This window comes from Bacillus sp. V2I10 (assembly GCF_030817055.1).
GTDB lineage: Bacteria > Bacillota > Bacilli > Bacillales > Bacillaceae > Bacillus_P.
Window position 1 is genome coordinate 3,003,912 of the sequence record NZ_JAUSYV010000001.1, and the last position, 24,575, is coordinate 3,028,486.

Sequence of the window (24,575 nt, forward strand, 5' to 3'; positions counted from 1 at the left end):
CTTGTATCATCCGCTCGAATCACGTCATCCTATTCCCAAAGCCGTACAAGAAGAAACATGTGACAAATGCTAAAGCGGCAACCTTTTAGTTTATTTCGGGGGTGAGATGGGTGCGGGTTGCCGTTTTCACTAATCATGCCCAGTACAAATACAGCCGAGTTGGCGGATGTGATAAAGAAAACTAGGACGAGAACCATGGCCAGGATACTTAGGAATGTCGTGAACGGGAAATATTCAAAAAACGTGAACAACGCAGATGTTACATCGGTTGATACAGCAGTAGCAAGCGCTGTTTCCCCCATGTTCTTAATGAGATGAATGCCCGAACCGCCCATTACTGCAAACCAGAAGAAAGAGCCGAGCACGGGGATAAATATAGCACCCATCATAAATTCTTTAATTGTTCTTCCCTTAGAAATTCTGGCTACAAAGCTGCCAACGAGAGGCGCCCAAGCGATCCACCAGCCAAAATAAAAGAGTGTCCAGCTGGCGATCCAGGAACCATCGCTGTAAGGCTCCGTCCTAAAGGACATGCTGATGAAGTTTTGAACGTAATCGCCAACTCCCTGGAAAAAGATTTTAAAGATTGTTTGGGTTGGTCCGAGAAATAGTACAAATCCAAGCAGGGCAAATGCAAGAATCATGTTCAGGTTTGACAGGTGCTTCATGGCACCCTGCAAACCTGAAACAGTTGATGCGACATAAATACAAGTTACGGCCACAATGATTATGGCCTGCGTATTAATATTGATCGGAAGACCCCATAGAACATTGATGCCCGTATTAACCTGCAGCGTCCCAAAGCCGAGTGAAGTGGCAATCCCTATAACAATTGAGAGAATGACCATAACATCAACTGCCTTGCCGATTGGGCCTCTAATCTTGTCTCCTAGTAAAGGATAAAAGACTGAGCTCAGGGAAGATGGAAGCTTTTTTCTGAACTGGAAAAAGGCTAACGATACGCCGACAAGCGCATAACACGCCCAAGCAGAAACGCCCCAGTGCAGGTAAACAAACTGCATCGCGAGCTTTGCCGATTGATCAGACGATGCTTCTCCAAAAGGAGGATCGATATAGTAGGAAACGGGCTCTGCGACACCCCAGAAGACCAGGCTGATTCCGATAGAAGCGCTGAAAAGCATGCCGATCCATGTCGCTGTTTTGTATTCAGGGCGATCGTGATCGTCTCCCAATCGGATATGGCCAAATTTTGATAGTCCGATATACATGCAGAATGCAAAAAAGACGAAGACGCTGCCAAGAATAAACCAGCCTAAATTATTATATATAAAAGAAAGAGAGAAATTCGAAAAGGCCTCCAGCTGTTTTGGCATAAAAACACCGATGCTGATTAATGCTAGGCTAAACGCCAGTGACGTATAAAAAACTGATTTCTTGCTATTCATCTAATCACTCCTTTTTAATGGAAACGCTTTCCCTCATTTAATTTCAGATGAAGCCCCCAATGAAGCTCGGAGACTGCCTATTAATTAACCGAGATGTTTTTAGTGGAAAAAAGAGACTCAATTATAGACGCCAGCCTGTCCCCTACTTCAGAAGTAGAAGCGGAGCCCTTCATATCCGGTGTCAGCACTTCCTTTTCCTCAAGAAGCTGCTCGATCGCTTTCAAAATAACTTTACCCTGCTCCTCGTATCCGAAAAAGTCCAACATCTGGCTGGCGGACCAAATCGCCGCGAGTGGATTGGCAAGTCCTTTGCCGGCAATATCTGGCGCTGAGCCATGAATCGGTTCAAACATCGACGGGAAGTCTCGTTCAGGATTCAGGTTCGCACCGGCAGCAAGACCTATTCCGCCTGCGAGGGCTGCACCCAAATCGGTTAAGATATCTCCGAATAAATTTGAGGTCACCACGACTTCAAACCGTTTTGGGTCCTTAATCATGAGCATCGCAGCAGCATCGACAAGGTAAGAAGCTGTTTTGACCTCAGGGTAATCGGCGCTCACTTCTTCAAATACCTGATCCCAAAATACCATGGAGTAGTTAAGGGCATTCGCTTTTGAAATACTTGTCAGCGACCGGCCTTCTTTTTTCGCCGTTTCAAAGGCATACCGTATGATGCGCTCTGTGCCTTTTCTGGAAAAGACGCCGGTTTGCAGGACGACTTCATGCTCCTTGTCTTTAAAAAGCCAGTCCCCGGCACCTGAATATTCTCCTTCGCTGTTTTCCCGGATGAAAAGCATGTCGATGTCTTCGCACCTTACATCAACTAGTGGTAAATGCGCTCCTTTTAGGAGTTTGACCGGACGGATGTTGACATACTGTTCAAAGCTTTTGCGGATTTTCAGCAGCAGATCCCAAAGGGAGATATGGTCAGGGACGCCGGGAAACCCGACTGCCCCTAAATAGATTGCGTCAAATGCCTTTAGCTGCTCAATTCCGTCCTCATCCATCATTCTCCCTTTTTCCGTATAGAACTCGCAACCCCATGGGAAATAGGTAAATTGAAAGCGAAAACCCCCATCCCACTCTGCCGCTTTCTCCAGCACTTTGATTCCCTCCTGTATAACCTCAGGTCCGATGCCATCACCGGCAATAACCGCTATCTTATATACTTTCACTCTCGTACCATCCTTTTCATTGTTGGTTCCATACGACCAATTTCAATTCCGTCATTTCTTCGACTGCGTATTTAATACCTTCTCGTCCTGTACCGCTATCTTTAACGCCGCCGTACGGCATTTGATCAACTCGGAAAGTCGGCACATCATTGATTATGACCCCGCCTACGTGCAATTGCTTTGCCGCGTATAAAGCATGTTTCACATTGTTCGTGTATATTCCTGCCTGCAAGCCGAAGCGAGAATCATTGACCAGCTCTGCTGCTTCTTCAATGGACCTCACTTTATTGACAATGACAATCGGAGCGAATGCTTCCTGACAGGATATTTTTAATGAACGGTCGGCGTCTATAATAATAGTAGGCTCCAGGATCCCGCTTAGCAGCTTTCCGCCCGCTGTGATCGTGGCATGGCTATTTTTAGATTCTTCAATCCATTCGAGGACCCATGCCGATTCCCGTTTTGAAATTAATTTCTACTCTGGAGTTTTAGGTTTACGTTTAGTCAAACAAACTGTAAATTTTGATGATCCAGGTACGTATCATATTTATTTTGGTAACGAAGGAGGAAAACCAGGAACCATCATCACATTTTTCCCATGGGCAGATGCTCGCCAAGGGATAATCGGAAATGGTCAAGTAGGGGTAACTTCTTACGTTGTTCCAAAAGGGGCTATGGGATTTTGGGAAAACAGATTAGAACAGTTCAATATTTCGTTTGTAAAAATGGAACGATTTGGAGAGCAATATTTGGAATTTGATGACCCACATGGACTTCATTTGGAAATCGTTGAAAGAGAAGAAGGCGAAGCTAACACATGGAACTTTGGCAGAGTAACATCTGAAGTTGCCATTAAAGGATTCGGTGGGGCAACCCTTTTATCCGCTCAACCTAACAAAACTGCTGAATTGTTAGAAACCGTAATGGGGCTTGAACGAATTGGGGAAGAAGGAGATTTTGTTCGTTTTCGTTCTTCAGCTGAAATTGGAAATATCATTGACCTAAAACTAACTCCTATTGGACGTGGACAAATGGGTGTCGGCACAGTCCATCACATTGCATGGCGAGCTATTGATGACAAAGATCAATTGGATTGGCAAAAACATGTTTCAGCGAATGGATATGTTGTCACTCCAGTTCAGGACAGAAACTATTTTAATGCTATTTACTTTAGAGAACATGGGGAAATTCTATTTGAAATTGCAACTGACCCTCCAGGATTTGGTCATGATGAATCACAAGCCACTATGGGAGAAAAATTGATGTTGCCTAAACAGTATGAGCCTCATAGAGAGCAGATTGAACGAGTATTGTTACCGTTTGAAGTAAGAGAATTAGACTAATTTTGCGAAAGGAGTGATTTCCTTGCTTTCGATAGATCCATCCAAAAATACTGAAAGAGAAAATTATAAATTTCTAATAGGCAGTATTATTCCAAGACCCATTGCTTTCATCACAACGATGTCAAAGGATGGTATTTTGAACGGTGCACCCTTCAGTTACTTTAATATTGTTTCATCCAATCCCCCAATGATTTCATTAGCAATTCAACGGTCAGAGGGGAGTCAAAAGGATACAGCAAGAAATATCATCGATTTAAAAGAATTTGTTATTCATATAGTGGACGAACAAAATGTTGAAAAAGTGAATAAAACGGCTGCAAATCTCCCTCCTGATCAAAGTGAAATAGAGTTAGGGAAATTGTCTCCAATTGAAAGTGTAAAAATTTCTGTACCAGGGGTGCGGGAAGCGAAAATTCGAATGGAGTGTTCATTAGAACATTACTTAGAATTAGGAGGATTGGATTCTCCTGGCTGTGATCTTATTATAGGAAAAGTTGTTCAATTTCATATTGAAAATAACATTTATGAAAATGGAAGAATTGATCCAATTGGATTAGCCGCCGTAAGCAGAATGGCTGGTCAAAATTATGCGAAAATTGGTGAAATCTTCACTATAGAAAGGCCAAAATAATTATTACTAAATCCCATTGGTAAAATGGAGAGTGTAGAATGCAAAAAACAGCAGGTATTCATCATATTACAGCGATGGTTAACGATACACAAAGAAATATTGATTTTTATGCAGGGGTACTTGGATTAAGGCTGGTCAAAAAAACCATTAATTTCGATCGTCCAGAAGTGTATCATCTTTATTTTGGAAATAAATCTGGTGAACCCGGAACTGTCATTACATTCTTTCCATGGGCTAAACAGTTAAAAGGACGCATTGGTACAGGACAGGTTGGAGTTACCAATTTCATCATTCCGAATAATTCCATTACATTTTGGGAAAATCGTTTAAAAAAATTTGAAGTTGAGTTTATTCCATCAGTACGCTTTGGAGAAAAGTATTTGAAATTCCAAGATCCAGACGGTCTCGAAATTGAACTGGTAGAACGAAATGAAGGACCAATAAATAATTGGAGCTTTGGAGAAATCCAATCAGAGATTGCCATTAAAGGTTTCGGTGGAGCTACCTTAAATTCAGCACAGCCTAATAAAACTGCGGATGTACTTGAAAATTTATTGGGACTCGAATGCCTTGGGCAAGAAGATGGCTTTCTTAGGTTTAAATCGGAAGCACAGCTTGGAAATACAATTGATATTAAGCTAACTCCTTCAGTACGTGGTCTGATGGGAGCTGGAACTGTTCATCATATTGCTTGGAGAGCCAAGGATGAAGAAGATCTTCTAAGATGGAGAAAACTCCTTCAAAGTAAGGAGTATTTCCCAACAGAGATTCGTGATAGAAATTACTTTAAAGCTGTTTATTTCCATGAAGAAGGTGGTATTCTTTTTGAAATAGCGACCGACCCACCAGGTTTTACTGTTGATGAACCAAATAATAAGCTGGGACAGAAACTCATGTTACCTTCATGGTTAGAGTCTAAACGAAAAGAATTAGAAGAGACCTTACCTCCTGTAGAGGTTCGTGTTTTGAAAGGAGATAAAGGATGAAACACATTTTTCAAAAAGGGAAAGATCAATCAAAACCAACTTTACTATTGCTTCATGGAACTGGAGGAAATGAATTAGACTTGTTGCCTCTTGGAGGAAGAATTGACGGTGAGGCTTCCATATTAAGCGTACGAGGAAATGTATTAGAAAATGGAATGCCTCGTTTCTTTCGGAGATTAGCTGAAGGAGTATTTGATGAAGAAGATCTTATATTCCGCACAAAAGAATTGAATCAGTTTCTTGATGAATCAGCTGAAAAGTATGATTTTGACCGAGATAATATAATTGCAATTGGCTACTCAAATGGGGCCAATATAGCTGCCAGTTTATTATTTCACTATCAAAATGCATTAAAGGCCGCGATTCTTCATCACCCGATGGTACCGAGAAAAGGAATTGAACTTCCCGATTTGTCAGGGAAGTCAGTTTTTATTGCTGCTGGAACAAATGATCCGATATGTTCACCGATGGAATCTACTGAACTCCAATCTTTATTGGAAAAGGCAAATTCAAAAGTTGAACTTCATTGGGAAAATAGGGGGCATCAATTGACCGCTGAAGAAGTTGAAGCTGCGGCCCACTGGTATCGTATGATCTTTTAATCTTTAGTAATATAAATAAAAATATCTTTAAAGGTTTTGTAAGAAATTTAAAAACCAAATAGTATTTGTAGTAGGAATAAAAATTGAAATAGATACAAATAATATTTTATGAATGGGTTTTTTATCCAAATTATTCAAGGATTCTTCAATAAAGGAGACAAAAATAATGCCAAATGTAAAATTAGCTGTTATTTATTATAGTTCTTCTGGTACAAATTATCAGTTAGCTCAATGGGCAGAGCAAGGGGCAAAAGAAGTTGGTGCTGAAGTGAAGGTTCTAAAAGTTCCTGAAACAGCTCCACAAGCAGCAATCGAGTCAAATCCAGTTTGGAAAGAACATTCAATAGAAGCAGCATGTATTCCTGAAGTGTCTCTTGCTGATTTAGAATGGGCAGATGCAATGATTTTTAGTGTACCAACAAGATTTGGAAACATGCCTTCACAAATGAAATCGTTCTTAGATACGACAGGCGGTCTATGGTTTAACGGAAAGTTAGCCAATAAAGTAGTAAGTGCAATGTCTTCTGCACAAAATCCACATGGGGGACAGGAGGCAACAATTTTATCACTTTATACAACAATGTATCATTGGGGAGCCATTGTAGCAGCTCCTGGTTATACAGATCCTGTCACCTTTGGAGCAGGTGGTAACCCATATGGAACTAGTGTAACAGTTGGTCAAGATGGAAAAATGATTGAAGACGTACAAGCAGCAGTTAAACATCAAGCTAAACGTACAGTGACTGTTGCAGAATGGGTAAAGAAAGGGAATCAATAAATAAAAAAGAGCTAATCGAAAATATTCGATTAGCTCTTTTTAGAAATAATCCTCTTCTAATTGATAACTATAAATAAAATACGGTACAAAAGCTTAATTTTCTAAGCTTTTTCTCCTCTTAAAAAAGTTGATGATGTTCAACCAAATAAACAATGTTGGAATGTAACAGTATAAAAAAAATAAGCCTGCAGTTGAAAGGAATGAACCAATTTTCTCAATACTAATTTCACTTTTTAAATTAATAACACTAACAAAGACTATGGCACTTGATATCCATAAAGATGTTTTAGGTTTAAGGTTGATTGTTGTCCTTAAAATTCTTGTTCCACCCCATAAAAAGACACAACATGGAGGTAAGATGACTAAAAGCCATGCAAATATATAAATATATTCAAATCTTTCAATGAAGGGCAACCGGATTATTTTTGATAAAATCAGGGTAGGCCATACTGTATGTTCCAACTGTCGAATATTAAAATATACAAACGACACAATTGTAATAATAAGATATAAAATGGTTGTATAGGCGATTGAAATATGAGCCCATTTCTGGGAATCATGATTATTTTTAATAAAGGGAAAATAGATTAACAATAATTCGGGTCCCAAGTAATTGGTGATTGTTTGATTTGCTGAAACGATATAATCACCTATGTTATGGTTCAAAAGGGGAAGTAAATTATTCCAGTTTGCATATTTTAATGGGAAATAAAGGGTCACAAGTAAAACACTGGGCAACACTACACCCCAAAAACATATGCCCGTAACAACTCTGAATCCACCTGAAACAATATATGTTGAAGCCAACACAATAATTAGTGACAACTCCCATAGATGGACATATGGAAAAACCCAAACTTGTAAAATTTCTACGTACGAACGTACTATTGTTGAAACCGTTACAATGATATATCCATAAAAACAAAGGTTGAAAATGTTGCCAATCCATTTTCCAAACAGCTGGTGATGTAAGGATAAAATATCTCCATTGTTTGATTTCTTTAACAGAAAATAAAGCAACCAAATAATGAGATGAAAACTGAAACCAACTAATAATACGGAAACCCATGCATCTTGTTCTGCATCTTTTACTATTTTACTTTGAAAACTCAGCATGCCTACGCCTGTCTGTGCGCCATGGATAAGAAAAAATAAAAAAAAGGGAGAGACAGTTAGACTTTCCTTTACTTGTTTACTCATAATAAACCACCAAAATGACTACTCTCCAATCCCTGATTTATGTAGTTTAATGCTAAGATTAATATCGAATGTTACCTTTGGATATACGGTTTCATAAAATTCTTCTTCATTCCATTTTTTGCTGTGTGCCCTGACCAAATCCCCAACACCTAAGGGATCAACCTCATGATCTTGGAATTTTAACAAAAGTTTTAAAAGGTCGTTATTTATTTGCTTTTCCAACTGCCTTGTTAATAATTTATAGTTTTTCATTCTTCTCAAATCTAACCAACCTGGATAATCTTTAACCATTCCATGTAATGTAATGTTATATGTTACCTTTGTCTCGGATTCATGTTTTGATACAGATTCAATCTTCTCTCCATAAATACTTGTTAATACGGCTTGACCCTCTTGTTGTCCTTTACTTACCTTAAAAGCCATATCCCCATTCATTGATCTCCCTGTGTAATATTTTATAGAGAAGCATCTCTTTTTGATTTAAGACGAGTGACAAATGGTCTTTTTTAAAAACAGCATATCCGTCAACTCCAACTTTCCCATGTTCATTTAGATTTATAAAAGGAACAGATACATCTCTTCCTTCTCCATAGTAATCAAACAAGAATAATTGCAGATTAGAAATGGGTACATTTCCTGATTTAAAGTTTTGTTCGATCAATTTAGGAAGGTAGTCATTTCCTTCTTTTGTAAGATTGTTTAAAATTTTTTCTGTTGGTTCTTCTGAAACAACAATGATCATGTTGCTACCAATCAAAGGGTCTCTACAAATCGTTTTGATAAAATGCGAGATACCATCTTTCGCTAAATTTTCACTAAACATTAATAGTTTTAACTTACCGATTTCAATAGGCTTTGATGATTGATTGTTCATCTCTTTTAGAATCAATTTCGTATTTTTTTCATGTCCTTGCAAAGAATAAATTTTCCCTTGTTTTTGTTCTTCTGTATAGTCGGAATAAAGAGCTGTTCCAATATAATCGTGATCTTCTTTATCGAAACCTATTATTGAAAGCATTTGTATATCATCAACAATTTTCGCACGATCACAACCTGTCAAAATAAATATGAGTAAACTAAGGCTGTAAAATATACCAATGATTTTACATTTTTGGTTACTCATTATTAAGATCCTCCTTGTCCTGATGCGGTGTATATCGTCTTAGTGAAAGAGGTTTTAAAAACTTGCTTCGAGTTGTTGTATATTGATATGACGAACGAATAAAACTATCTCGAAAATTCTTTATTCTGAATGGATAAAGAGGAACCAAGTAGGGAGTTCCTAAAGATTTTAATCTTAATAAATGACCTAAAAGAAAAATAAATCCGATAACAATTCCAAAACCACCCCAAAAAGCTCCAACTAGGATAAATGGAAAACGTAAAAGACGGACGGTATTAGACATCTTAAAGATTGGTGTTGTAAAAGAGGCAAGTGCAGATAACGCAACAATGATAAGTAATACATTACTTGTTAGTGCTGCTTCTACAGCTGCCTGCCCAATAACAATACCTCCTACAATACCTAACGTCTGTCCAATCTTGGTTGGTAAACGTGCCCCGGCTTCACGCAGCAATTCAATCGTAATTTCTAAAAAAATGACCTCCAATACGGGTGGAAACGGAACATTTGCTCTGGAACTGATAAGAGGTCCGAGTAAATCTCCTGGTATAATTTCATAATGATATGTTAATACGGCAACATATAACGGAGTGGCAAAGATCGAGAAAATCACACCAATAAAGCGTATAATTCGAAAGAAAGATCCCACTACCCAGGGCAGATAATAATCTTCTGGTGAAATAAAAAAATCCATTAACGTTGACGGTCCAGTAATGACATAGGGGGAACCATTCGTCAAAATAGCAACTTGTCCGTTTATAACGGCATAAGTAACACGGTCAATTCGCTCTGTAGATAAAAAAATGGGAAAAGGTGTATTAGAGTTATCCGAAATCATTTGATCAATTTGAGAGCTATCAAATATCACATCGAAATCTATATTCTTTAGCCGCTGGCTTACGGTTTGGATGTGTTGTGGATTGGTAATTCCATCTAAATAGGCGATTACTACCTTTGTTTTAGACATAGACCCCATCGTAATCTCTTCAAAAACTAAATCAGGGATAGCAATTTGCTTTCTCAATAAATGTATGTTGATATCAATGTTTTCTACAAATCCGATTTTTGGCCCGACAACACTAAATTCATTTTCTGTGTCATTGTTCTGGCGGTAGCCAAGATTACCGTTTTCAACATTTACAGTAAGATAGTTATTGTCTAATTCCTTTAACTGGATAATGACATATCCCTTAATAAGCCTTTTTTCAACATCTGAAGTATTACTTGTAACATTTATATCATCAAATGGTATTAGATTTTTTATATCATTTAACTGTTTTATTATTTCAACGTTCTTTTGAATGGCCGGGAGGAGGAGTCGATTGATTTTCTCTGCATCTACCATGGATTTATAATAACTGATTAGAATTTTATCCTGATTTTCAATAGGAGAGAATTGATGAAAATCGCTTGACTTACTAGCTTGTTGAAAGATAACACTAATTGGTTTTGGTTCAGATTGGTTCTTAAGCTTCTTTTTATTCAGAAGTTCTCTTAAAAATGGCACAGACATTCCTCACTTATTTATGAATCACTTTGGTAAACTCTTTAATCCAATTTTTTTGCTGAAAATTCCCACTAATATACCAGGGACAAACAAACATCATCTAGGTCCCTATAGGGGTCCCGCCAACAATTTGACCTAAAACCCACGCTAAAGAAGTTCCTGTAACGTTTCTCTGTTTTTATATAGGGATTTTAAATAAGGGATTTAGGGAAAGCCCTTATTCATCAATGGTTTTATCCTTAGCGTGGAAAATGTGATAAAAGGTTTGGAGCTACCCCCTATAGGCCTTAACTGATATCTACATAAGGTAATAAAAAGGGTCAACCGTTCCATTGCAATATAATTCCTTGCTTTAAGTTAATTGGCTATAATTATTATGTGCATATAAAAAGAGGATATGTATTATATCCTTGCATTAAGTAGTTATAGACTATTTTGTCCCGTCGGTAAATAATGATAGTTCTATAAACGACCGTTTATGGTTATCATTAAAGAACTTCTCTAAAAACCTCAAAAACTACTTAAACTTATAACCAAAAATATAACCAAAATCAAAAGACCAAGATATCTATTTCAACCCCCTTTTTGGGTATTAGGAAAGAGGGGATTCGTGATGAAATTTGGATATGCACGTGTTAGTACACAAGATCAGTCGTTATCATTACAACACGATGCTTTGGATCATTTTGGAGTGGACCAGACTTTTGAAGAAAAGAAATCAGGCAAGAGAAAAAATCGCCCTCAGCTAGACGAGCTTCTTAAGGTTTTACGTAAAGGCGACACGGTGGTTGTCTATAAATTAGATCGCATCAGTCAAAGTACCAAACATTTAATTGAGCTTATAGAACATTTTGAATAAAAGGTATTCATTTTGTATCAATTCAAGACAAAATTGACACGACTACTGCTATGGGACGGTTTTTCTTCAGAATGTTGGCGAGCATAGCCGAGCTAGAACGAGACATTATTAGTGAAAGAACAAAAGATGGATTGACGGCAGCACGAGCTAGAGGGAGAAAAGGGGGAAGACCCAAAGTTGAATCGAAAAAGATAGATCTTGCCATAAAGATGTATGAGAGTAAAGATTACTCCTTATCTCAAATTAAAGCAGCCACAGGGATTGGAGCTACAACTTTATATCGTTACCTAGAAAAGAAAGCATTATCCGGCTAGGAGGTGTAGCTTAAGATTGATCAAAAATCCTGTGTTAAAATGCAGGATTTTTTCTTGTTCAGCAATCGGGCCAGATCGTATTATGAGGTTAGCCAGTTATATTTCTGGTTGACCTATTTTTTTTAGGTACTATTCTTGAAGTGGCCGGGGTAGAACGTTCGGGCCAGTGGGACTAGATCCCGTCCACAAAACTGTTCACCCTCTACTTGTAGAAACATGTGTGAGGCTGGTTGGGACATAGATCTCGTATAACAAGCGAAGAAATGATACTACAAGGGTGTTTAGAGGTACCGGCAATGATGAAGTAGAGAGGGAGTGTTTAGAGCATGGATCCAGTTATAGGTCTGGACATTGCAAAAGAAGAGAGTCAGGTTTAAGCCTTTTTACAAAGGAAACATCCTTACAAAAAGAGTTTCAAATTTGAACATCATTTAGATGGACTGAATGTATTTTACACGTTTTATAAAGAAGTAGAAGACGAGGCAGACAAACCTCCAATTGTAATCTTTGGTCATTATCATGAACCAGTAGTGCAATTTTTAAAAAGGGAAGAAATCGTCTATATCATGGTGAATCCTATTGTTTCTCATGGTGCAAAAAAGTCGAGTATGAGAAAGGTGAAAACAGACGCAATTGATGCTTCCCATCTATGTGAACTGTACTATAAAGAGGATCTGATATATCTGATGTCGCCGTTAATCACGCAATAAAACAAGCAAACCAAGTAAATTGTAAAAAAAAACATCAGATTCAAAGAATTACGGGAAAGGTGAAGTAGTAGAGAAAAATACTTTTGCTAATCACGGGAATTATTTACACTTCTTTACAGAAAAGGAGATTTTAGAATTGCTCTCTCCAATTTATAAAATCAAAGAACAAAAACTACATATCCAAACTGAAATAGACCCCACTGGCGCTACGGAAAATTTACAACTATGGTTCACCGTTGGGCAAAAATTTTAAACCTACCTTATTTCTTGAATAAGAAGACGTTCTTCCAAAAGGGCAATTTTGTTGAATAAAAAAAGGAATTGTTTGTAGGTTAATCGAAGCTAATCCTGAAGATAAAAAAAGAATAATGGAGAGGATAAAATGAAGGTTATCGGTCTTATTGGTGGAATGAGTTGGGAATCTTCTGTTGAATATTATCGAATTATCAATGAAGAAGTTAAAAGAAGATTAGGGGGATTACATTCAGCGAAATGTCTTTTATATAGTGTCGATTTTCATGAAATAGAACGTTACCAATCAGAAGGCGCCTGGGAAAAGGCAGGTGAAGTGTTAGGTAATGCTGCGCATTCTTTGGAAAAGGGGGGAGCTGACTTTATTGTCATTTGTACTAATACGATGCACAAAGTTATAGGTGACATCCAGTCGAAAATTAATGTCCCCCTTTTGCATATCGCAGATACAACAGCAACCCAAATTAAAGAGAAAGGAATTAATTCTGTTGGGTTACTTGGTACAAGGTACACAATGGAGCAAGATTTTTATAAATCACGCTTGGAGATTAACGGTATACAAGTTATTGTGCCAAATGACAATGAAAGGGAGATTATAAATAAGGTTATTTACGAAGAGTTATGTTTGGGTAAGATTCATCAAGAATCAAGGGATTATTATAAAAAAGTTATACAAGGTTTAATCGAATCTGGAGCTAAAGGGATTATATTAGGCTGTACAGAAATTGGATTATTGGTAAAGCCGGAGGATTCTGATGTTCCTCTATTTGACACAACCTACATACATGCTTTTGAAGCTGTAAATATGTCGTTAAAATAGGGGTATGAAGTCTTTTTAAGATTTTTTAATTCTTCCGCAAAAGGGCCAGTTTATGGAATAACATCTTTAAATGAAATTGGATATTTATGTTAAAGTTTAAAAGAGATTGTGAAAATTTGTACTTAAACAAACGGGGAGCATTCCTGTAATGGAGAAAAATGAGGATTAAACAAAAAAATAACCTCCTGGTATGATATGAGTGTCCTGAAGCTGGCCAGCGAAAAGGACAAACCATATATACCAGGTGGCCTTTTTTATTGTTTACATAATATATATTATAGGCAGTTGCACAATAAGCTGTATAAATCGTCTCATAACCCAAGTAAACTTAAGATAGTGAGACAAAATGAAAAAGCCAAAATCTAAATTAGCTTCATCTTTTAATATTAATTGCTTATTAAGTGATTAAAAAAATCTTTCTTTAATTCAAATACATTTTAAATTTCGGTTTGGTTTGCACTGGTTTCATTACTTTAAATTTTGATCGCATGTTTATTTTATATAATATTTCTTTTTCACGCTGAGTCTCAATTTATACATTAACGTAACCCTCCTTTTTAGTTTACATAATACACGAAACCTTTTTAAATTCTTAGCTGAATCTTTTTTTATTTAGCAACTTTAAGTTAAGTGAAATAATCTGATTCCTCTTAATTTAGTCTGAGAACAATTTTTAAGTGATTATTTAGAACATAGTTTAATTTGATATTTATAGCTCAATTTAGTTTTACTGTGATCCTCTACTTAGTTTGCTCTCTTTTTCTGACTCTTTTCATGAAAGCAGCAAATTTCAAGTATTTCTTTTTCCTAATAATCCATTTTGAAAAGAAAAAAACACTGCTTTCTGCAATGTTCTTAACCAGGTTTATCATTCAATAAAATCTTTTTTACTTCTTCTATGACTGGCATTCCGCCTTGGGCTCCAAATTTCATCACACTTAGGGCAGCTGCAGCATTTCCAAAACGGCACGCCTGTTCTAATGAATCTCCCTTACTCAAAGAAACTGCTAATGCTCCGTTAAAGGTATCCCCTGCTCCTGTAGTATCAACAACTTTTACTCGGTGTGCCTCAATACGTTTTTCTTCACTATTTTCAGTAAATATAACACCTTTAGATCCGTGAGTTACAATCATTTTTTCTTGAATTGGTTTATTATTTTTAAAATAGGTCATTTCATGTTCGTTTGGTGTTAAATAATCAGCCATCTCGAGCAGTGAGTTTGGAAGCTGCTCGATAGGAGCAGGATTAATAAGGATTTTCACACTATGTTTTTTTGCTATTTCTGCAGCTTTAATGACTGTGGGGATCGGTATTTCCAATTGAAGTAATAAAAGGTCACTTTCAGCTATTAACTCTTCTTTCTCACTTATTATTTCTGGAGAAAGAAAATCGTTTGCTCCTGGAACAATAATAATGCTGTTATCATGATTGCTTACTGTAATGGAAGCAATTCCGGTTGAACTTCCTTGAATAACATTCAAATGATCTACCTGTATATTTTCTTTAAGCAAACGGCCCTTTAACTCTTTTCCGAAATCATCAGACCCGACACAGCCTATTAAAGTTACATCAGCACCAAGTCTGGAGGCGGCAACAGCCTGATTTGCTCCTTTCCCTCCTGGACATGTTCTAAATTTTGACCCCTTGATTGTTTCTCCCTGCATAGGAAATGATGAAGCTGTTGTTACTAAATCCATGTTTATACTTCCTACAACGGTTATTTTCGGCGTAATCAATCTTCCACCTCCATTAATACACAAGTAAAACGATCATTCATTTAACAATAAATCAGGTAAAAAAGTAATGATTTCCGGAACAAACACAAACAATAGCAGCAATCCTAACAAAGTCAGTAAAAAAGGTATTATTTCTTTAGTGAATTCAATGATGCTGCTGTTTGATATGCCGGTTGCAACATACATAATTACGCCTACAGGCGGCGTGATCGTCCCAATCATAACGTTTATGGCAAGTATAACTCCATAATGCAGTGGATCAATTTGAAATTGAGCCAGCAAAGGAAGAACAACTGGTGTAGTTATAATAATAATTGCCGTACCATCTAAAAAACATCCTAGAACTAGTAATATAATCATCAACAAAAGCAAGATAATGATAGAGGAATCCGATATGGATTGAAATAATTCAAGCAGTTTTTGCGGACCTTGTTCAAATGCCATGATCCATGCAAAAGGTGCTGAAGCAGCTATAATGATTCCAACACTAGCTGTCATTTTAACAGATTCTAATAATTTTTTCGGTATTTCCCGCCATTTCAGATCCCGATAGACAAAGATTCCGACAAATAAAGAATAGATAACTGCGATTACTGCAGATTCAGTTGCTGTAAATAATCCTGAGAAAATGCCATAGATAATGATTATGGGCATTAAAAGTGCCCAAATGGCCTCTTTAAAAGCGAACATTATTTTCTTAAAGCCAGCCTTATTTCTTTTTTCAAGGTTTCTCTTTTTGGCAATAATGTAGGCGATCACCATTAAAGATAAACTCATCATAAGGCCTGGAACTGCCCCTCCTAAAAACAGCTTTCCGATTGAAACTCCTGCTATACTCCCATATAAAATCATTGGAATGCTTGGAGGAATAATAGGGCCTACTGTAGCACTGGCACCAAGTATTGCTGATGCAAAGCCTTTGCCGTATCCTCTTTTTATCATCGAAGGAATTAAAGCTGTGCCAGTTGCAGCAGCATCGGCTACTCCTGAGCCTGAAACTCCTGACATAAAAACATTGGATACAACTGTGACATGTGCCAAGCTTCCTCTTATGTGCCCTACAAGTGTTTCTGAAAAGTTAATTAACCGTTTTGTAATTCCACCTGCTTCCATAAGCCCTCCTGCCAGAATAAACAAAGGTATGGCTAATATCGGAAAAGAATCCAATCCAAGCGCAAGCCGTTGAGGCAGTGTCTCTAATGTAATTGATCCTCCAAAAATTACGGCTATAAAGGAAGAACCTAATAAAGCAAATCCAACGGGTACTCCAAGTATCAGCAATAGCAGCAGTCCGCATATCAATAAGATCAGCATTTAGATTTCAACACCTTTGTTTATATTGTTATTCAGAGTCCAGTCGCTTCTCCAAACACTGCATGCATCAATGAAGGTATAAATAAACATTAGGCTGCAAGATACTGGTACTGATAAATAGATGATTCCGGTTGGAATGCCTAAACTTGTAGTCGGTACCATCCAGGTTTGTTGTGTTATGGTCCAACCGTATACAATCATAAATCCAAATAAAGTGAGCAAGCCAATTTGAATCGAAAAATAGATGCTTTTTTGTATTTTCTTTGGCATAATCGTTAATAAAAAATCAATCGCTATATGTTTTTTACTTTTTAATGCAGCTACAGATCCCAAAAGAACAGTCCAAATAAAGCAATATCTGGCCAGTTCATCTGTCCATACAATCTGCACTTCAAAAAAACGGGCAAAAACTCCAAGTGCTACAGCTATGCACATGATGAGAAAAAAAAGACAGGCCGTTATTTCTTCAATGTTTTTTAACATCCATTTTCCTCGTGTCATCTTTTTATCTCCTTTTTATTAAGCTGAATCTTCTAAAGAAAATAGATCCAGCTTAATATGATGTTTACTTTTGAGCATCTTTAATCTTTTCGTAATATCCATTTCCTAATTTATCCTCAAATGCTTTGTAAGTTTCTTTTGTAGCTGCTTTATATGCATCAAGATCAACTTCGACAACTTTCATGCCGCTTTCTTTTAAAAGATTTAATTCATCTTCATTTGCTTTTAATTGCAATTCCGACATATATTCCCCAGATACAGCCATAGCATCAGTGATCATTTTTTTCTGATCTTCAGTTAATCCCTTCCACCAGTTAAGATTAACCGCCGGCAATTCATTTTGTGTCATATGGCCAGTTAGATTGACAACATTCTGTACTTCCTGAAACTTATTTGTATATATTTGATTTATGGAGTTTTCTTGAGCTTCAATAGTCCCTGTTTTAAGTGACATGTATACTTCTGTAATATTCATTGGAGTAACATTGGCTTTTAATAATCTAAATGGTTCTGTGTGTGCTGTTGCATCTGGAGTTCTAATTTTTAATCCTTTTATTTTTTCTGGTATTTCAATTGTTTTATCTTTTGTGGTCACATGGCGATCTCCAACCCACCAAACTGCTTCAGGAAATATTTCTAATCCTGCTTCATTGCTTTGTAATGCAATTTCTTTATAAACATCAGTTTTTGCGAGTTTTTGAAAGTTTTCATATTTTTCTCTTTCATTTTCCCCTTCGATAATATAAGGAAGTGTTAATACTGAAGCCTTAGGTACAAAATTTGAGAGAACAGCTGCAGAGGGAATTGTCATATGAATTGTACCGATTTGAGTGCTTTCAACGAGATCTTTTTCATTTCCAAGCTGCCCTCCTGGTATGACCTGGACTTCCATTTTACCGCCTGATTCTTCTTCAATAATTTCTTTGAATTTTATAGATCCCTTATGAATGGCGGATTGGTCATTCGTTACATGTCCTAATTTAATAACCACCTTTTCAGAATCCTTAACTGTATTAGATGAATCTTTCCCAGAATTAACTGATCCTGCAGAATTAGCACCGCACCCAGCTAAAAGCAATCCAAGAAACAGTGATACAATGAAATAGCTTCTATACCTTTTCATAGGAATATTCATTCGGATTCCTCCTTTAATTAGTTTTCAGATTTACAATTTTTTGAGCATATTCATTCTCCATCAAATGCAGCTTCCGAACTCTTCTTCTAAATTCTTCTTCAGTACTGAATGCAGCGTTTAAAAAAGACTCAACAAGTTCTGCCATAATGACTGACCCGATGATTTGAGCACCAATGCACATAACATTTACATCGTCATGTTCGACGCATTGATGGGAAGAATAAATATCGTGACAAACAGATGCACGAATTCCTGGAATTTTATTTGCGGCAATACAGGCGCCTACTCCTGTTCCGCAAACTAATATGGCTCTTTCTGCTTCCCCGTTCAGAACCGCCTCACATACTTTTTTTGTAATATCCGGGAAATCAATCGGCTCACTGTTATAACAGCCAAAATCTTCAACTTCATGCCCTAATTTACTGATAGCGTTTACAACTTCCTGTTTTAAAGGAAAACCTGCATGGTCTCCTCCTACAATAATTTTCATCTTTTTATCCTCCTTAACAAATTATCAGTAAACAATTAACTGATTTGAGCAATAAAAGCCTTAAATCGGTTAATCGATTAACTAAAATGGCGAAAAACTTATATTTTTCATTCATTCTTACAACCGCAAGACTCTCTAATGATCATTTTTGGTTCTAAATAGATGACCTTTTGGTTTGTAAGCTCTTTTCCATTTATATTAGCGATAACAAGTTCAGCAGCTTGCGTACCCTGCTCATATGCAGGCTGACTTATTGTCGATAATGGCGGTTCAACTATATCTGCCCAATCAGATTCGTCATATCCAACAATTGCAAGATTCGTTCCTATTTTCAAGTTTGTTTCTTTCAGATATTTATAAGCACCTAAAGTCATAGAGTTGTTTGCAATGAAACAGGCATCTACCTTTTCGCCGCTATTAATAAGTTCTTTCATCAATTGATAGCCGCTCTCGATATCAAAATTGCCAATTTTTATTAACTTCTCATCTATTTGGAGGCCATAATCTTCCATAGCTCGTTTATATCCAATCAGTCTGTCTCTGCCAGTACTGTATGTTTGCGGGCCTGATATGATAGAAATCTTTTCATATCCATGATTAATCAGATGTTCAGCTGCAAGATAAGACCCTCGGATATTATTTGTCATGACAGTTTTCATTAAAGCGCTTTCAGGAGATCGGTTTAAAAACACAATAGGGATATTAGCACTCTCTAGGTGTTTAATATATTCTTCTTTATTTCCTGAAGATGAAATGATTAATCCGTCGATTCTTTTGCCTATCAGAATGTCTAAATACTCCTGTTCTTTCTCTGCATTTGACTCTGTGTTGCATAAGAGGATATTGTATCCATTTTTATTTGCTTCATATTCTATCCCTCTTACTACTTTTGAAAAAAATGGATTCGTAATATCTGATATCAACACACCAATTAATTTCGTCTCTTGAACTCTTAAGCTTTTCGCTAATGTATTTGGACGGTAATTAAGTGTTTTCATTGCATCGAGAACTTTTCTTTTTACATCTTCACTTACGAACTTTGTATTATTTGTTACATTAGATACTGTTGCTGTAGATACTCCTGCTAAATTTGCTACATCTTTAAGTGTTGCTTTTATTTTCTTATCCAAATTAGATCAACCTTCACTGTTATTTAATCGATTAACTAAAATTTATCTTATATTCTGAATATTGTCAATGTTTAATTTCCAGTTAATTTAAAAATTAATTTGTTTCTTTTAGCGCTGCAAAACTACGTGTTTAATTTAGAAAGTTACTTGACTTGATTTGAATGTATTATTTTCACTTCAATAGTAATTGTGAAACGGAAATAGAAATTAATAGGCATACTCATCGTTCTGTGTATATGAAATCTATTTATGATTATTTAGATCATAATTTTATTAGAATTACAGTTTTTGACTAATAAAAAACCCATAAAACACTTTAATCCCAGTGATTTATGGGTACCTGCATTACTAGTCATTTCTCAGACTAAAAATATAGGCTCCATCTTCTATTGAAGATAAATTAACATTGTCATTTATACTTACGTTTTCCTTAATCCTTCCAGTAACTCGATCTCCAGATGTTAAATCGACTACTACTATAGAATAAGGAGTTAAATGTTTAAATTCTTCAGACGAAATATTAATCTTTGTAAAAGAATAAACCTTGCCAATTCCTACTGTTTGTTTTTTAATAAATTCAGTAGACTTGCATGCTGGACATACAATTCGAGATCGCACCGATGATTTCCCGCATCCTGCGCAAACAAATTTTTCGAAGTTCAAAATGCTCACCCTCTATTCTCGAAGATATGGACGGTTGAATAAGAGCCTGTTCCGCCTAAATTTTGTGCCAGTCCGATTTTAGCATTCTCTACTTGATTACATGCGTTTCCTCTTAATTGTCTAACAATCTGATAAATTTGCGCAATCCCGGTTGCACCGATTGGATGTCCTCGGGAGAGCAATCCTCCGCTAGTATTAACCGGCACCTTGCCCCCATGTTTTGTTAAACCTTGTTCGATGGCTTTCCAGCCCTCACCTTTTTTCGCTAATCCCAAGGCCTCAATTGCTAATATTTCTGTCATTGAAAAACAGTCATGAAGCTCGACGACATGAATATCATCCGGTCCGAGACCTGCCAGTTCATAGGCATGTCCCGCTGATTCTTTTATCGCTGTAATGGATAGAAGATCTTCAATTTCCTGTGCTTGAGTAGGACCAGAGGCTTGGGACGATGAACGAACAATAATACCTTTTTCCCCTCTGCTTAAAATAATAGCTGCGGCTCCATCAGTTATTGGTGAACAATCAAAGAGGCCGAGAGGATCCGTAATCATCCTTGCATTCATAATTTCCTCAATCGATACAGGTTCCCGATATTGTGCTTTAGGATTCTGAATGGCATAGTCCCGGTTTTTCTTAGCCACCATGGCTAAATGTTTTTTTGAAGCATCTGTTTCATAAAAATACCGATTTGCTAAAATACCAAAGAATCCGGGAAATGTAAGACCCGCTTTTTTCTCATTGGATTCTGTGTCCATAGCACCGTTTATTGCCTGCATAACCCTTTCAGTTGAAGCATGCTTCATTTTTTCGACTCCTGCCACTAATACCGTGTCATAGACTCCTGCCCTTATCATTTCATAAGCATGCCTGAATGCGATTCCCCCGCTTGCACAAGCACCTTCCATCTTTGCTGTCGGAATGGGTCCTAAGCCTAAATCATGAGCAATGACGGAGCCCAAAATTTCTTGTTCTGCGAGAACACCTGACATGAAATTCCCGGCGAAAACTGCGTCTATGCGAGGAAATTCTGCATCTTTCAGTGCGGTTAAACTGGCTTCTAAAAGCAGGTTTTTTACAGAACGGTCTCTATGTGTCCCGAATTTCGTCATACCTATCCCTGATACTAATACCTGTTTCATGCATTAACACCTCCATACAGCTGTTTTACTTCACGTTTTAAAATTTTTCCGTATGAGCTTTTTGGAAGGTGATCTAAAATTCGAATGACTTTTGGCTTTTTAAAGCTTGCCAAATGCTGCATGCACAGATTGATCAGCTCTTCTTCATCTGCAGTTTCACCCTCTTTAAGAACTACAAATGCTGCGATTTTTTCACCCCACTGTTCACAAGGCAAGCCGATGACACAGGTTTCTTTTACAGAAGAATGTTTATTTAACACTTCTTCTATTTCACGGGGATAAATATTCATTCCTCCTGAAATAATGACTTCTTTTTTTCTGTCAACAAGGTGCAAGAATCCATTTTCATCTGCCCATCCTAAGTCACCTGTATAAAGCCACCCTTTTTGAAGTGTTTTTGAAGTGGCCTCTGGATTATTCCAATAGCCTTTCATAACGAGTGATCCCTTGCATATGATTTCGCCGATTCCCCCCTGCGGAACGGCATTCCCAGCGTCATCAACAATTTTCATGTCCACAAATGAACCAGTTAAACCACATGATTCTAAGTGATTTTTCAGCTCTTTTCTCGGCATAACCGTAATGGTCATCGGAGCCTCAACTTGACCATATGTCTCAACAAAAATGTCTCCCGCTTGGGATAAGGCTGCACTCAGTTTGGTTGACGCGATTGGAGAGCCTGCCATATTAATGGTCTTTACATGTTGAAGTTTCCTAGGATCAAATGTTGAACTTTGAAATAATAAATTTACAATAGTTGGAACTAAGAATATGACGCTTACTTTATCCTTGTATATATCCTCCAAAAAATCTTCAGGATCAAATTTATCATAAACAATTTGGGTTAAACCAAATATCCATGAAGCATGAGAAAGAAAGTTGGATCCGTGCGTTAATGGTGCAACATGGCCAATGACATCACCCCATGTTATTTCACAAGCCATTGATAGTGATAAGGCACTTGAGATGATATTGCGATGAGTAAGCATAACGCCTTTCGGTTTTCCTGTTGTACCAGAGGTGTACATAATGGCGAACACATCATCTTCATTTACTCGTTCATGAATAACACACTTTTCTGTTTCTGCAAGCAATCCCTCATAATGGCTCCCGGCAGTGATTTTAATTAGATCATTTTCTATTTTATTCAGGAGAATATCTTCACCAATGACAATTTTTGTTCCAGATTGCTTCAACATATACTCATGTTCTTTTGGATGCAGCCGATAATTCAGCGGAACTTTGATGAAACCGCCAAATGCACACGCCAGATCAAGTTCGATATGTTCAAGGCGGTTTGACATTAACGTAGCTAAGCGATCACCTTTTTCCATTCCTTTTTGTCTCAGCATATTTACAAGCTTGTTAGCACGTTCTCCCAATTGGGAATAGGTTAATGAACGATAACGATCTTTTACTGCCACCTTATGACCAAACTGAACAAAGGCCTTCTGCACATAGCCAGCTATTGTTTCCATTCAGGAAGCCCCTCTTTTCTGTAAAAATTAAAAATCCGGAAGCCCATTTCAGGATCTTTCTCTCTTCTGACAACTGCATTTGATAGAACAGCCACTGAAAATTCGATTGTAATCGCAACCTTATTTCCACTTTCAATAAAATGTCCTCCAGATATAATCCCTGCCTCATCTATAAAGACTCCATGAAAATGTATATCCAAACTTCCATCTTCTTTGGTACCAATAAAGCCAGTCCCATTTAGCAGTTCAATAGGCTTTTCTTCTATTATTGGATCTGTATAAGAAAGTACGCCGTTCTCATTCTTGAGTTTCATATAGCTGACTGTTTTCAAAGAACCTATACAGGAAAAACTGCCAGCTCTTATGCCATGTATTTCACACTGCTTTAAGATTCCTAAAAGCAAATCATCATCTTTTGAGAGAGATCCTATAAGAACGCCGCTATCAGCATCAAAAACTGAATGAGATTTCCGCATCCTTTTCCTCCTTTTCTTTTCTTTTCTCTTTACTATGCAAATACAGCCCCTCCGCATACCCGCAGGATTTGACCTGTTGTGTAGCTTGCTTCCGGCAAGCTGAAATAACAGACGGCTTCAGCAATATCTTCAGGAATTCCCATTCTTTTCACAACCTGATTGTCGAGATTATATGCAATTCCTTTTGTGATTTCTGACTCCACTGCTCCAGGAGCAACACTATTACATGTAATCCCAGTAGAGCCAAGCTCCTTTGCAGCCCATTTCGTGAGCGCAATGACTCCGCCTTTACTTGCTGCATAGGCTGGCCCGGATCTTCCTTTTAAACTATTTGGATCAAAGCTAGAAACATGCCCCCCATTCATCCCAGAAATCGAACTTATATTTATGATTCTTCCATAATTGCGTGAAATCATATGGGGATAAACGACTTTTTGCATGAAGAAAAACGTTGCTTTTAGGTTTGTATTTATATCCTGATTCCACATGTCTTCTGTCATTTCTTCCAAGTCGAACCTGCTGCATGTTCCTGCATTATTAACTAATATATCTATCCGGCCAAATTCATGAATGGTCTTTTTTACTAGAGTTTCAATTGCGGCAATATCTCGAATATCCGCTTGATGAGATCTAACTTGAATGTCTGGAAAATGATTAGTGACTTTTTCAATCATTTCGCTAGCCTCAAGTACATCTACAATCACGATGTGAGCACCTTCTCCTGCAAGACGATACGCTATTCCCGCGCCTATTCCTCTTGAACCTCCTGTTACAATAGCAACTTGACCTTTCAGCTTTCCCAT

General features: G+C 37.2%; 22 protein-coding genes and 4 pseudogenes. 8 read left to right on the forward strand and 18 right to left on the reverse strand.

What is annotated here, in order from left to right:
* Positions 1-29 precede the first annotated feature (29 nt).
* The 3 genes and pseudogenes from QFZ72_RS15120 to QFZ72_RS15130 all read right to left on the reverse strand — a co-directional run.
* Positions 30-1,406 (reverse strand): BCCT family transporter, encoded by a 1,377-nt coding sequence (locus tag QFZ72_RS15120; RefSeq protein ID WP_307434707.1) that lies wholly within the window; start codon positions 1,404-1,406, stop codon positions 30-32.
* A gap of 80 nt (positions 1,407-1,486) precedes the next feature.
* Positions 1,487-2,581, reverse strand: coding sequence for a tartrate dehydrogenase (locus tag QFZ72_RS15125; protein WP_307434709.1), 1,095 nt, complete (start codon positions 2,579-2,581; stop codon positions 1,487-1,489).
* Positions 2,582-2,597: 16 nt separating this feature from the next.
* Positions 2,598-3,053: pseudogene (locus QFZ72_RS15130) on the reverse strand (aldehyde dehydrogenase family protein); the annotation flags it as partial.
* Between QFZ72_RS15130 and QFZ72_RS15135 the strand changes: the two are divergent.
* The 5 genes and pseudogenes from QFZ72_RS15135 to wrbA form a co-directional block, all read left to right on the forward strand.
* Positions 3,052-3,924, forward strand: a pseudogene (locus QFZ72_RS15135) (ring-cleaving dioxygenase); the annotation flags it as partial. The pseudogenes QFZ72_RS15130 and QFZ72_RS15135 sit on opposite strands and share 2 nt — an antisense overlap.
* Positions 3,925-3,946: 22 nt before the next feature.
* A complete protein-coding gene (locus tag QFZ72_RS15140) occupies positions 3,947-4,555 on the forward strand; it encodes a flavin reductase family protein (RefSeq protein ID WP_307434712.1) in 609 nt (202 codons plus the stop codon).
* A 38-nt stretch (positions 4,556-4,593) separates the two neighbouring features.
* Positions 4,594-5,541 (forward strand): ring-cleaving dioxygenase, encoded by a 948-nt coding sequence (locus tag QFZ72_RS15145; RefSeq protein WP_307434715.1) that lies wholly within the window; start codon positions 4,594-4,596, stop codon positions 5,539-5,541.
* On the forward strand, positions 5,538-6,143 hold the full coding sequence (locus QFZ72_RS15150; RefSeq protein WP_307434717.1) for an alpha/beta hydrolase: 606 nt from the start codon (positions 5,538-5,540) through the stop codon (positions 6,141-6,143). The genes QFZ72_RS15145 and QFZ72_RS15150 overlap by 4 nt, the downstream gene beginning before the upstream one ends.
* A 112-nt stretch (positions 6,144-6,255) precedes the next feature.
* On the forward strand, positions 6,256-6,921 hold the full coding sequence (gene wrbA / locus QFZ72_RS15155) for an NAD(P)H:quinone oxidoreductase (RefSeq protein WP_307434720.1): 666 nt from the start codon (positions 6,256-6,258) through the stop codon (positions 6,919-6,921).
* Positions 6,922-7,014: 93 nt separating this feature from the next.
* Here the strand turns inward: wrbA and QFZ72_RS15160 are convergent, their stop codons facing one another.
* Genes QFZ72_RS15160 through QFZ72_RS15175 form a run of 4 tightly spaced genes read right to left on the reverse strand, consistent with a single transcriptional unit; the run spans position 7,015 to position 10,751 of the window.
* Positions 7,015-8,121 carry a GerAB/ArcD/ProY family transporter gene (locus QFZ72_RS15160; protein ID WP_307434722.1) on the reverse strand — a complete coding sequence of 369 codons (1,107 nt, stop codon included), beginning with the start codon at positions 8,119-8,121 and terminating at the stop codon, positions 7,015-7,017.
* Between the two features lie 18 nt (positions 8,122-8,139).
* Positions 8,140-8,556 carry a Ger(x)C family spore germination C-terminal domain-containing protein gene (locus QFZ72_RS15165; protein ID WP_307434725.1) on the reverse strand — a complete coding sequence of 139 codons (417 nt, stop codon included), beginning with the start codon at positions 8,554-8,556 and terminating at the stop codon, positions 8,140-8,142.
* On the reverse strand, positions 8,534-9,244 hold the full coding sequence (locus QFZ72_RS15170; protein ID WP_307434728.1) for a Ger(x)C family spore germination protein: 711 nt from the start codon (positions 9,242-9,244) through the stop codon (positions 8,534-8,536). Before QFZ72_RS15170 ends, QFZ72_RS15165 begins: the two co-directional genes overlap by 23 nt.
* Positions 9,237-10,751: a spore germination protein gene (locus QFZ72_RS15175; protein WP_307434730.1), complete on the reverse strand. Its 1,515-nt coding sequence runs from the start codon at positions 10,749-10,751 to the stop codon at positions 9,237-9,239. Before QFZ72_RS15175 ends, QFZ72_RS15170 begins: the two co-directional genes overlap by 8 nt.
* 613 nt (positions 10,752-11,364) lie before the next feature.
* Here QFZ72_RS15175 and QFZ72_RS15180 point away from each other — a divergent pair.
* From QFZ72_RS15180 to QFZ72_RS15190, 3 genes and pseudogenes are all read left to right on the forward strand, one after another.
* Positions 11,365-11,924 (forward strand): annotated as a pseudogene (locus QFZ72_RS15180) (recombinase family protein).
* A 326-nt stretch (positions 11,925-12,250) separates the two neighbouring features.
* Positions 12,251-12,601 (forward strand): annotated as a pseudogene (locus QFZ72_RS15185) (IS110 family transposase); the annotation flags it as partial.
* A 415-nt stretch (positions 12,602-13,016) separates the two neighbouring features.
* The gene (locus tag QFZ72_RS15190) at positions 13,017-13,706 is read left to right on the forward strand and encodes an aspartate/glutamate racemase family protein (protein ID WP_307434731.1); all 690 of its coding nucleotides are present in this window, start codon (positions 13,017-13,019) and stop codon (positions 13,704-13,706) included.
* An 855-nt stretch (positions 13,707-14,561) separates the two neighbouring features.
* Here QFZ72_RS15190 and rbsK read toward each other — a convergent pair.
* The 11 genes from rbsK to QFZ72_RS15245 form a co-directional block, all read right to left on the reverse strand.
* Entirely contained in the window at positions 14,562-15,443 is an 882-nt protein-coding gene (gene rbsK / locus QFZ72_RS15195; protein WP_307434734.1) for a ribokinase, read from the reverse strand.
* 33 nt (positions 15,444-15,476) lie between these two features.
* Positions 15,477-16,757 (reverse strand): TRAP transporter large permease, encoded by a 1,281-nt coding sequence (locus tag QFZ72_RS15200; RefSeq protein ID WP_307434737.1) that lies wholly within the window; start codon positions 16,755-16,757, stop codon positions 15,477-15,479.
* Positions 16,758-17,258, reverse strand: coding sequence for a TRAP transporter small permease (locus QFZ72_RS15205; protein ID WP_307434739.1), 501 nt, complete (start codon positions 17,256-17,258; stop codon positions 16,758-16,760).
* A 64-nt stretch (positions 17,259-17,322) separates the two neighbouring features.
* Complete coding sequence (locus QFZ72_RS15210) at positions 17,323-18,393, reverse strand: TRAP transporter substrate-binding protein (protein ID WP_307434742.1); 1,071 nt, start codon at positions 18,391-18,393, stop codon at positions 17,323-17,325.
* 13 nt (positions 18,394-18,406) lie between these two features.
* Positions 18,407-18,883: an RpiB/LacA/LacB family sugar-phosphate isomerase gene (locus QFZ72_RS15215; protein WP_307434745.1), complete on the reverse strand. Its 477-nt coding sequence runs from the start codon at positions 18,881-18,883 to the stop codon at positions 18,407-18,409.
* A 107-nt stretch (positions 18,884-18,990) separates the two neighbouring features.
* Positions 18,991-20,013 (reverse strand): LacI family DNA-binding transcriptional regulator, encoded by a 1,023-nt coding sequence (locus QFZ72_RS15220; RefSeq protein ID WP_307434747.1) that lies wholly within the window; start codon positions 20,011-20,013, stop codon positions 18,991-18,993.
* Between the two features lie 348 nt (positions 20,014-20,361).
* Positions 20,362-20,676 (reverse strand): Zn-ribbon domain-containing OB-fold protein, encoded by a 315-nt coding sequence (locus tag QFZ72_RS15225; RefSeq protein ID WP_307434750.1) that lies wholly within the window; start codon positions 20,674-20,676, stop codon positions 20,362-20,364.
* Between the two features lie 5 nt (positions 20,677-20,681).
* On the reverse strand, positions 20,682-21,818 hold the full coding sequence (locus QFZ72_RS15230; protein ID WP_307434752.1) for a thiolase C-terminal domain-containing protein: 1,137 nt from the start codon (positions 21,816-21,818) through the stop codon (positions 20,682-20,684).
* Positions 21,815-23,296, reverse strand: a complete 1,482-nt coding sequence (locus tag QFZ72_RS15235; protein WP_307434757.1) for a class I adenylate-forming enzyme family protein — start codon at positions 23,294-23,296, stop codon at positions 21,815-21,817. The genes QFZ72_RS15230 and QFZ72_RS15235 overlap by 4 nt, the downstream gene beginning before the upstream one ends.
* Entirely contained in the window at positions 23,284-23,772 is a 489-nt protein-coding gene (locus QFZ72_RS15240) for a PCC domain-containing protein (RefSeq protein ID WP_307434760.1), read from the reverse strand. The genes QFZ72_RS15235 and QFZ72_RS15240 overlap by 13 nt, the downstream gene beginning before the upstream one ends.
* Positions 23,773-23,804: 32 nt before the next feature.
* Complete coding sequence (locus QFZ72_RS15245) at positions 23,805-24,575, reverse strand: SDR family NAD(P)-dependent oxidoreductase (protein WP_307434763.1); 771 nt, start codon at positions 24,573-24,575, stop codon at positions 23,805-23,807.